Genomic DNA, 7,871 nt, shown 5'->3' with positions numbered 1-7,871 from the left:
TCTCGTGAGTAGGAGAGGGGGGTGAGGTGCTTTCAACTCATAAAGAGAAGGGAACCCCACCTTCCCCCTTTACCGACTTCTGTAAGAAGTCTATTATGTTGGAGAACCCCGGTGACTTACAGGCAGGCTAATTTGACTAGTTACGCAACAACAAGCTCAGAGCAACAACAACCACCACTACTGGGTTGGTTAGCAATTGTGGGGCTAGTGCTAGTTGTAGTAGTATCTACTTTCGCTGCTGGTGCGGCTGCTCGCCAAATTTATATTGTCAGTACTTTAGGTGTGGGGATTTTCCTGTATCTGCGGTACCCCCTCCTCTATATTGGCTTGGTTTGGTGGATGTGGTTTCTTACACCCTTTATTAGTCGCCTCATAGATTATCGCAGTGGTTTTGATGCCAGTCGCTTTATATTAGTATCACAATATTTAGTAACCCTCCTCACCTTACATACCACCTTAAAAAACCTGCCCCAATCTTCTCGTAAAGGTGGAATGCCCTTTATACTAGCTTTTTTGGGTGTATTTTATGGCTTCTTAATCGGATTTGTTAAAACTACACCCTTCACCGCAGCTAGGGGTATGTTGGATTGGTTAACCCCGATTAGTTTTGCTTTCTTCATATTTATCAAGTGGCGAGAATATCCCCAGTACCGTCAAAACATGATCCGTATATTTCTCTGGGGAGTTTTGGTGACAGGGATTTATGGCGTCTTCCAGTTTGTGACTGCTCCAGAGTGGGATCGATTTTGGCTAGAAAGCACAAAGCTGAAAAGTTTTGGAGATCCTGAACCTTTGAAAATTCGTGTTTGGAGTACGATGGCCTCGCCAGGGCCTTTTGCCAGCATGATGATGACAGGCTTGTTATTGCTATTTACTAGCACTGAATTTATGCGTATTCCAGCCGCAGCAGCTGGTTACTTGGCGTTTTTGCTGACAATGGTGCGGACTTTGTGGGGATGCTGGTTTGTAGGGGTTTTAACCCTGCTGTCTTCACTCAAACCAAAAATTCAAATGCGTCTGATGGTAACTGTTTTGGTTATGGCTATTTGTGTTGTGCCATTGACCACTATGGAACCATTCTCTGAAGCAATTGCTACCCGCTTAGAAACTCTTAGTAATCTCGAAAAAGACAACAGCGCTCAAGTCAGACAAGAGATTTATCGAGACGGTTTCACCAAAGCAATGACAAATATTCTGGGGAATGGCATCGGTAATACTTTCATTGTGAATGAAAAAGGTGTCTTAGAACCGATTGTCATTGATAGCGGTATTTTGGATATGTTTTTTACGCTGGGTTGGTTTGGCGCTATCTTTTATCTGGGTGGATTAATTTTGCTGTTGTTTCAGGTGTTTCAATTTACAGAACCCAGTTTTGATCCTTTTATGGCTGCTGCGCGCGCCATTGCTCTTGCTAGTTTTGCGAGTCTCCCACTTGGTAGTGCGATGCTCGGAGTTTCCGGTATGATGCTTTGGGGATTTTTAGCTATTGTCTTGGCAGGACACAAGTATTATGTGAAGCAACGAAATCCTGGGATAAATTAATCGCCTTTAACAGTGATTAGTGATCAGTTGGGAGCATCCCATAATGTTTGAGTTTATTTGTAAACGCAGAGGGTCGCAGAGTGTTAATCGGAGCTACTTCGTTTTGTATTTGGAAAAATTTAGGATGCTCCCGATCGATGATCAATGACTGACAGGACTTACGCAAAATTGACAAAAAGCTTAATTTATTAAACCGCCAAGATGCCAAGAGCGCCAAGGGTTCGTAGACTGTGCGTAAGTCTTGACTGATCACTGATCATTGTTAACTGATAACTGATTGAAGCGGTTTACTTGTGGGCGATTTTTTGCCTACCACTATCATCGGTACACCATCAGCAGGTGTGGTAGCAACGCCACGACGAACGGGGTGTACAGGACGATGATCTACCAAATCTAGTTGCCAGTGTGACAAAATATTTGCCAAGACAAGCTTCATTTCAAACAGCGCAAAAGCCATACCTATACAGCGACGGCTACCACCCCCAAAAGGTAAATATTCGTAGGGTGAATATTGCCTTTCTAAAAAGCGTTCTGGTTGAAACTGCTTTGGTTGTGGATATATATCCTCACGATGATGGACTAAATAAATACAAGGTGCGAAACACGTACCCGGCTCATAGTTGTAACCCATTAGCTGCAATGGTGATTTTAAAATGCGAGTAAAAGTAAACAGACCAATGGGATATATACGTAGTGTTTCTTGACAAACTGCTGTGAGATAGGGTAGCTTAGCGATTTCGCTGGGGTCTGGATGATCACCGATGCTTTCCAGTTCTTGTAAAAGTTTTTCCTTGACTGTCGGTTGCTTGTGAATCCAATACAATGCCCATGCTAAAGCAGAAGCGGTAGTTTCATGACCTGCTAACAGCAGTGTCATTAATTCGTCGCGCAATTGTTGATCTGTCATTGTTTGTCCAGATCCATCCCGCGCCGACATCATTAAACTCAAGATATCTTCACTAGATGAGTGGGATTGCTGGCGGCGTTCTTGAATTTCTGCGTAGATAAGTTTGTCCACTTGCTCTCGTTGACGGAGAAAACGTCCCCAAGGACTCCAAGAACCCAAATCTTTTTGCAGTATCTTCAGAAACAAGAAACTCGATTTAATTGGTGAGTCAAAAGTATCGAGTATCTTGCTCACAAGTCGCCGCAACTCCTCGAAACGTTGTCCTTCATCCACACCAAAAACGGCGCGGAGGATAACTCGCAGGGAAATTTCTTGCAGGATCGAACGGGCGACGAAAGTCTTACCGATAGTCCAGTGATCAGTAACTTTCTCGGTGATGTCACAAATTAACTGACCGTAAGTTCGCATTCTCTCCCCATGAAAAGGGGGAGTCAATAAACGTCGCTGGCTTTGGTGGCGATCGCCATCCATTAATAACAGCGAGTAATCACCTACTAAAGGATGTAAAATCTGATTAGTTTGCCCAGCATCAAACAATTTAGAGTCAGCAGTCAAAATTTCTTGAATTGCCTGGGGATGACTCACAACAATTAATGGTGGAAATCCAGTTATCCTAGTTGTAAAGCAGTCTCCATAAAGCTTGGCATTTTCTTCTAGAGTTTCTAAAGGACGAAGCAGTACATTGATGAGTTGTACTAGGGGTGGTGTATGCGGGCCATCAGGGAGTTTCATAATAGCTAAAAAAGTTAAGATTTAGACAGTTTTACAACTGCCTAAACCTAAACTATCAAAGTTTATCCAGAAATAGCTTCTGGTATGCGAGACTCGACTTGACGCTGATTGCTCACGACCATTTGAATGGGGCGATCTGGCCCTGTTACCAAACCCCGACGCTTTGGTTTGACATCAGAGTTATCTAGCAATGCTAATTCTAAACGTGAAAGAATTGTTGCTAGTATTAATTTCATTTCAAATTGAGCAAAAGCCGCACCGATACAACGCTTTGCACCACCGCCAAATGGTAAAAATTCGTAGGGTGAAAACTGTCTCTCTAAAAAGCGTTCTGGTTTAAATTGCTTAGGCTGTGGGTATAAATCTTCACGTTGATGAGTGAGATAAATAGATCCCATCACTGCTGTACCTGGTTCTAATTCGTATCCACATAAAGATAGGGGTTGCTGAACTACACGGGCAAAAGTCAGCATTCCTACAGGGTAGATACGCAAGCTTTCGTTACACACAGCATTGAGATAGGGTAACTTTACAATACTACTAGAGTCAGAGCGATCGCTAACAGTATCAAGTTCTTGCAATAGCTTTTCACGTACCGCTGGCGATTTGTGAATCCAATATAAAGCCCAGGTCACCGCTGTAGCAGTAGTTTCGTGGCCTGCCACTAATAAAGTCATTAACTCATCACTTAACTCTGCATCGGTCATGGGTTGACCTGCTTCATCCCGTGCTGCAATCAATAAACTCAACACATCTGTGCGTGATGAGTCAGCTTGTTCTCGCCGTGCTTGAATTTCTTCCTGTAGAAGTTGATAAACTCGCGATCGCCGACGTAGGAACGTTCTCCACGGAGTTAATGGGCCTAAATCTTTTTGTAAAGCCGGAAAATAAATCATTAAAGCCCGTAAAGGCGAACTACCGGCGCGATTGAGCATTAAAGTCAAAAGTTCTTCTAATTCTTGGGCACGGGGACTATCATACAACCCGAATACTGCTTGCATGATGATCCGCATAGTGATCGCCTGCATGGCAGGATGGACAGTAAAAGGCAGACCTATTTGCCATTGGCTAATAATTTCTTCTGTCACCTTGGTAATTACTTGGGCATAGGTTCGCATTCTCTCACCGTGAAAAGGAGGCATCAATAACTGACGTTGACGCCGATGCACTTCACCGCTGACAGTAATTACAGAATGTTTACCAAGAAAAGATTCAAATAACGGTTCACCGGGGGCTGCAAATTCTTTAGTATCGCTAGTCAACATCTGCTGTAGCGCTTGGGGATTGCTCACAAAAACTACAGGGCCTGTTAACTGTAATGTAAAAATATCGCCATAACGCTGAGTACAGTCTTCCATATACTTCATGGGACTACTAATCCACTGAAGCATTTGTACTAGCCGAGGGGTTTTTGGGCCATTTGGTAGTTTCATACGCTGTTTTTGCTGCATTGCTGCTTTATGCCACTGCTATCAAGTGTAGTAAATTCAGGGCTAATGCGAGTTTGGCAGATTCAGGTGTATGAGCAAGCGATCGCAAGCTAATAAAACATCACACTAGGCTTGATCGTGTAATGTAAATTTGCACTCAAATTAGACATTTTGCCACCCTAATGATTTCTAGAAAAAGTACTTAAAACCGAGTGTAAATAGCTTCGTCGTTCTCCCACCCAACCCCTTGACAAAAGCCATCTATCCAAGAAGTGAGCCTGGATTTTTGCTTAGTAGGTGCGGAATTGACATTATCTATAAGGTCTTGTTGTGGTATCTTTGCTAACTTGGGTTTGCTGTCCACCCTACTGGTAGCAATTACAGATGATGCTGGCTGACTTTCCCTTTTGATGTTACTAGTAGGTAGGAGCGATCGCACAGGTTTACTACTATTTTCGGTTTTGCTAATTACTGTCAGCAGTGGCACAGGTTTACTGTTGCTTTCAGCTTTACCAATAACAGCTAACGCCGATACTTGCGTACTTCTAGTTTCAAATTTATTTACCACACTCAGCAATGGTAAAGATTTTTTTTGATTTTGTACTTGTGTACTTACTCTACTGGCAATATCGTGCTGAACAACTCCATTATTTTCTATACCTTTTTGGGATGAGTCTAACTCCCCTGATGAAGGTGTGGCTTGAGGCTGGGAATCAACTTTTCCATTAGTTGATGTTTCGGAAAGTATTTTCTGCTGGATTATATCTGCATCTTCTGCAATTAAATGCATTTGTTCTTCAGGATTAAAATTCAAACCCAAAGCCTTAACTATATGATCGGGGTTATTATTTAGTTCCAAAAGCAAAGGCAAAATTTCATCTAGCTCTGGTTCTAAAACTGAAAGAGTTGCCAAAATAAAGCCAGAGGAAGGGCGACGTTGTCCATCGTAAGTTCCCCAGATTCGCATTTTTACTAGCCAGGGACGATTTTGAAAAAAATATTTTACCCACTTTAGTTTTAAGGATTCACGTAGCTGTTGAATATTCATGAAATGTCTCGCTTCAGTCAACAAAATTACTGGCAGAAATTCCTACAGAAAATGAATAAAACTTATTTGTTAAATTTCTTGCACAAATATTTTTTACCCCACCCTAATCTTCCTCGCAAGCGGGGAGGGAAGAACTAAATTTATTGTTTTTGTCCCTGAGGATGAAACCGATGATAGAGCATGTTGGTGACAATTTGATTGCCCAACAAATGCTGTTCAACTATTAAAGGTACTTGACTGGGACGAACACCACTGTACCAAACCATATCTGGCAATATCAACACCATTGGTCCATTGCCACATTGTCCCAAACAACTGCTACCCATTACCGTTACATCAGAAGTAGATATAGCCTCAAAAGCCGCTAATACTTTGGCAGATCCTTGCCTACGACAAGTACGATTTTGGCAGACGCGAATACATTTCATTTTTAATAATTGGTTGTTGTTTGTTGATAGTTATTTGTTGATAGTTGGTTGTTGATTGTTCCAAACAACTACTGTAGGGTAGCTATCCTACCCACCAACAACCAACCACTACCTACTAACTATTCTGGTAAAAGTCCCTTTGATTGTAACCATTCACGGTTAAATATACGTGACTGATAGCGGGAACCACTGTCACACAAAATGGTAACTATGGTATGTCCTGGCCCCATCTGTTTTGCTAAGGCCACAGCTGCGGCTACATTGATACCTGTAGAACCACCCATAAATAAACCATCTTTTCGTAGCAATTGATAAACAACCCGTAGGGCTTCTTGGTCATGGATTTGAATGGCATCATCAGCTGGTGCGCCTTCCATGTTAGCGGTGATGCGACTATTACCAATACCTTCTGTGATGGAATTGCCTTCCATCTTGATTTCGCCTGTTTTGATGTAGCTGTAAAGTCCGCTACCCATCGGATCAGCAACTACACATTTAATATCTGGATTTTTTTCCTTGAGAAACAGCGAGACACCTGCATAAGTGCCGCCAGTTCCAGTTGCTGCCACCCAGCCATCTATTGTACCGTCTGTTTGTGTCCAAATTTCTGGACCTGTGGTTTCATAGTGGGCGCGACGGTTGGCTAAGTTATCAAACTGATTTGCCCAAATGGCATTTTCCATTTCACTGGCGACTCTACCAGATAATTTGACATAGTTATTGGGGTCTTTATAAGGTACAGCAGGGACGGGACGAACTTCTGCACCTAACACCCTCAAAGCATCCATCTTTTCTTGGGACTGGGTATCAGGAATGATAATTAGGCATTTGTAGCCTTTGGCATTACATATGTGTGCCAATCCAATACCAGTATTACCTGCTGTTCCTTCTACAACAGTACCACCGGGTTTCAGTAAGCCTTTTTCTTCGGCATCTTGAATAATATAAAGCGCAGCGCGGTCTTTCACAGAACCACCAGGATTGAGAAATTCGGCCTTACCAAGAATTTCACAGCCAGTTTCTTCACAAAAGCTATTCAGCCGAATCAGTGGTGTATTGCCAACAGTTCCTACAAAGCCGTTTTTTATATCCATATCTGAATTTACCTGAGTTCTTCTTATAAAAATTTTTACTTATAGTGGTGCTGCTTCTAAGGATGAAGAGGAGTTAAAAGAAGCCGAACAAAGACTACGACAAGTTTTTAAAGCGAATTTAGCTGAATATTGTATTGTCGACAGTCAAGATATTTATAATGAGCGAGTATTTGAAATCTCTTCAATTCAAGCTTTACGCCGACGCCTGAAAAATCCTCAAGCTTCCCTAGAAAGAACTGGCTTCCCAGAATTTATGCAAGCACTCAATACCTTCCTCACCAGAGAAAGAGCGATCACAGAACTCAGACAAGTACGCACCTTAGCAAGACAAGCGTGCGATCGCACTCGTGAAGCAGTGAAAAGGCGTATTCCGTTACTAGAACAGGATGTCAAGCAATTGCGGGAACGCATTAGTTCCGTAGAACCAGAATTTAACAAACTTACCAGCATCCGCGATCAATTCCAGCAAGAAATCAGAAATACCAGAGATACTCAAGCCAAAAAAGTCGCAGATTCATTCAAAACCTACGTCTTAAACTTATAGGTTTAACCAAGAATTTTACTTAGTGTCTTGGCGTCTTGGTGGTTAAGTAGTTATTTTTTAACCACAAAGACACTAAGACACAAAGGTAATAATTTATTTTCCCACTCAGCCAGGGAATGAGGAAAAGATAGATGAAAGATGATTAT

6 protein-coding genes and 1 pseudogene are annotated in these 7,871 nt (G+C 42.2%); 2 read left to right on the top strand and 5 right to left on the bottom strand.

Translation table 11 applies throughout. The annotated features are described in order from the left end of the window. Window positions 1-111 precede the first annotated feature (111 nt). Entirely contained in the window at window positions 112-1,542 is a 1,431-nt protein-coding gene (locus UYK_RS0100180) for a hypothetical protein (RefSeq protein ID WP_009459737.1), read from the top strand. A gap of 262 nt (window positions 1,543-1,804) precedes the next feature. Here the strand turns inward: UYK_RS0100180 and UYK_RS0100170 are convergent, their stop codons facing one another. The 5 genes from UYK_RS0100170 to UYK_RS0100150 all read right to left on the bottom strand — a co-directional run bounded on the left by UYK_RS0100170 (window position 1,805) and on the right by UYK_RS0100150 (window position 7,181). Then, window positions 1,805-3,181: a cytochrome P450 gene (locus UYK_RS0100170; RefSeq protein ID WP_009459741.1), complete on the bottom strand. Its 1,377-nt coding sequence runs from the start codon at window positions 3,179-3,181 to the stop codon at window positions 1,805-1,807. 62 nt (window positions 3,182-3,243) lie between these two features. Next, a complete protein-coding gene (locus tag UYK_RS0100165) occupies window positions 3,244-4,614 on the bottom strand; it encodes a cytochrome P450 (protein WP_172451480.1) in 1,371 nt (456 codons plus the stop codon). 199 nt (window positions 4,615-4,813) lie between these two features. Next, window positions 4,814-5,659 carry a DUF5331 domain-containing protein gene (locus UYK_RS0100160; RefSeq protein ID WP_016870679.1) on the bottom strand — a complete coding sequence of 282 codons (846 nt, stop codon included), beginning with the start codon at window positions 5,657-5,659 and terminating at the stop codon, window positions 4,814-4,816. Window positions 5,660-5,799: 140 nt separating this feature from the next. After that, window positions 5,800-6,087, bottom strand: coding sequence for a (2Fe-2S) ferredoxin domain-containing protein (locus tag UYK_RS0100155; protein WP_009459749.1), 288 nt, complete (start codon window positions 6,085-6,087; stop codon window positions 5,800-5,802). Window positions 6,088-6,206: 119 nt separating this feature from the next. Continuing rightward, complete coding sequence (locus UYK_RS0100150; RefSeq protein WP_009459751.1) at window positions 6,207-7,181, bottom strand: cysteine synthase A; 975 nt, start codon at window positions 7,179-7,181, stop codon at window positions 6,207-6,209. Window positions 7,182-7,242: 61 nt separating this feature from the next. On the opposite strand from UYK_RS0100150, the pseudogene UYK_RS24680 reads away from it, so the two are divergent. After that, window positions 7,243-7,722: pseudogene (locus UYK_RS24680) on the top strand (P-loop NTPase family protein); the annotation flags it as partial. Between the last annotated feature and the right edge of the window lie 149 nt (window positions 7,723-7,871).

Source organism: Fischerella thermalis PCC 7521, from assembly GCF_000317225.1.
Classification (GTDB): domain Bacteria; phylum Cyanobacteriota; class Cyanobacteriia; order Cyanobacteriales; family Nostocaceae; genus Fischerella; species Fischerella thermalis.
This window is presented reverse-complemented; position numbering and strand designations above follow the sequence as displayed.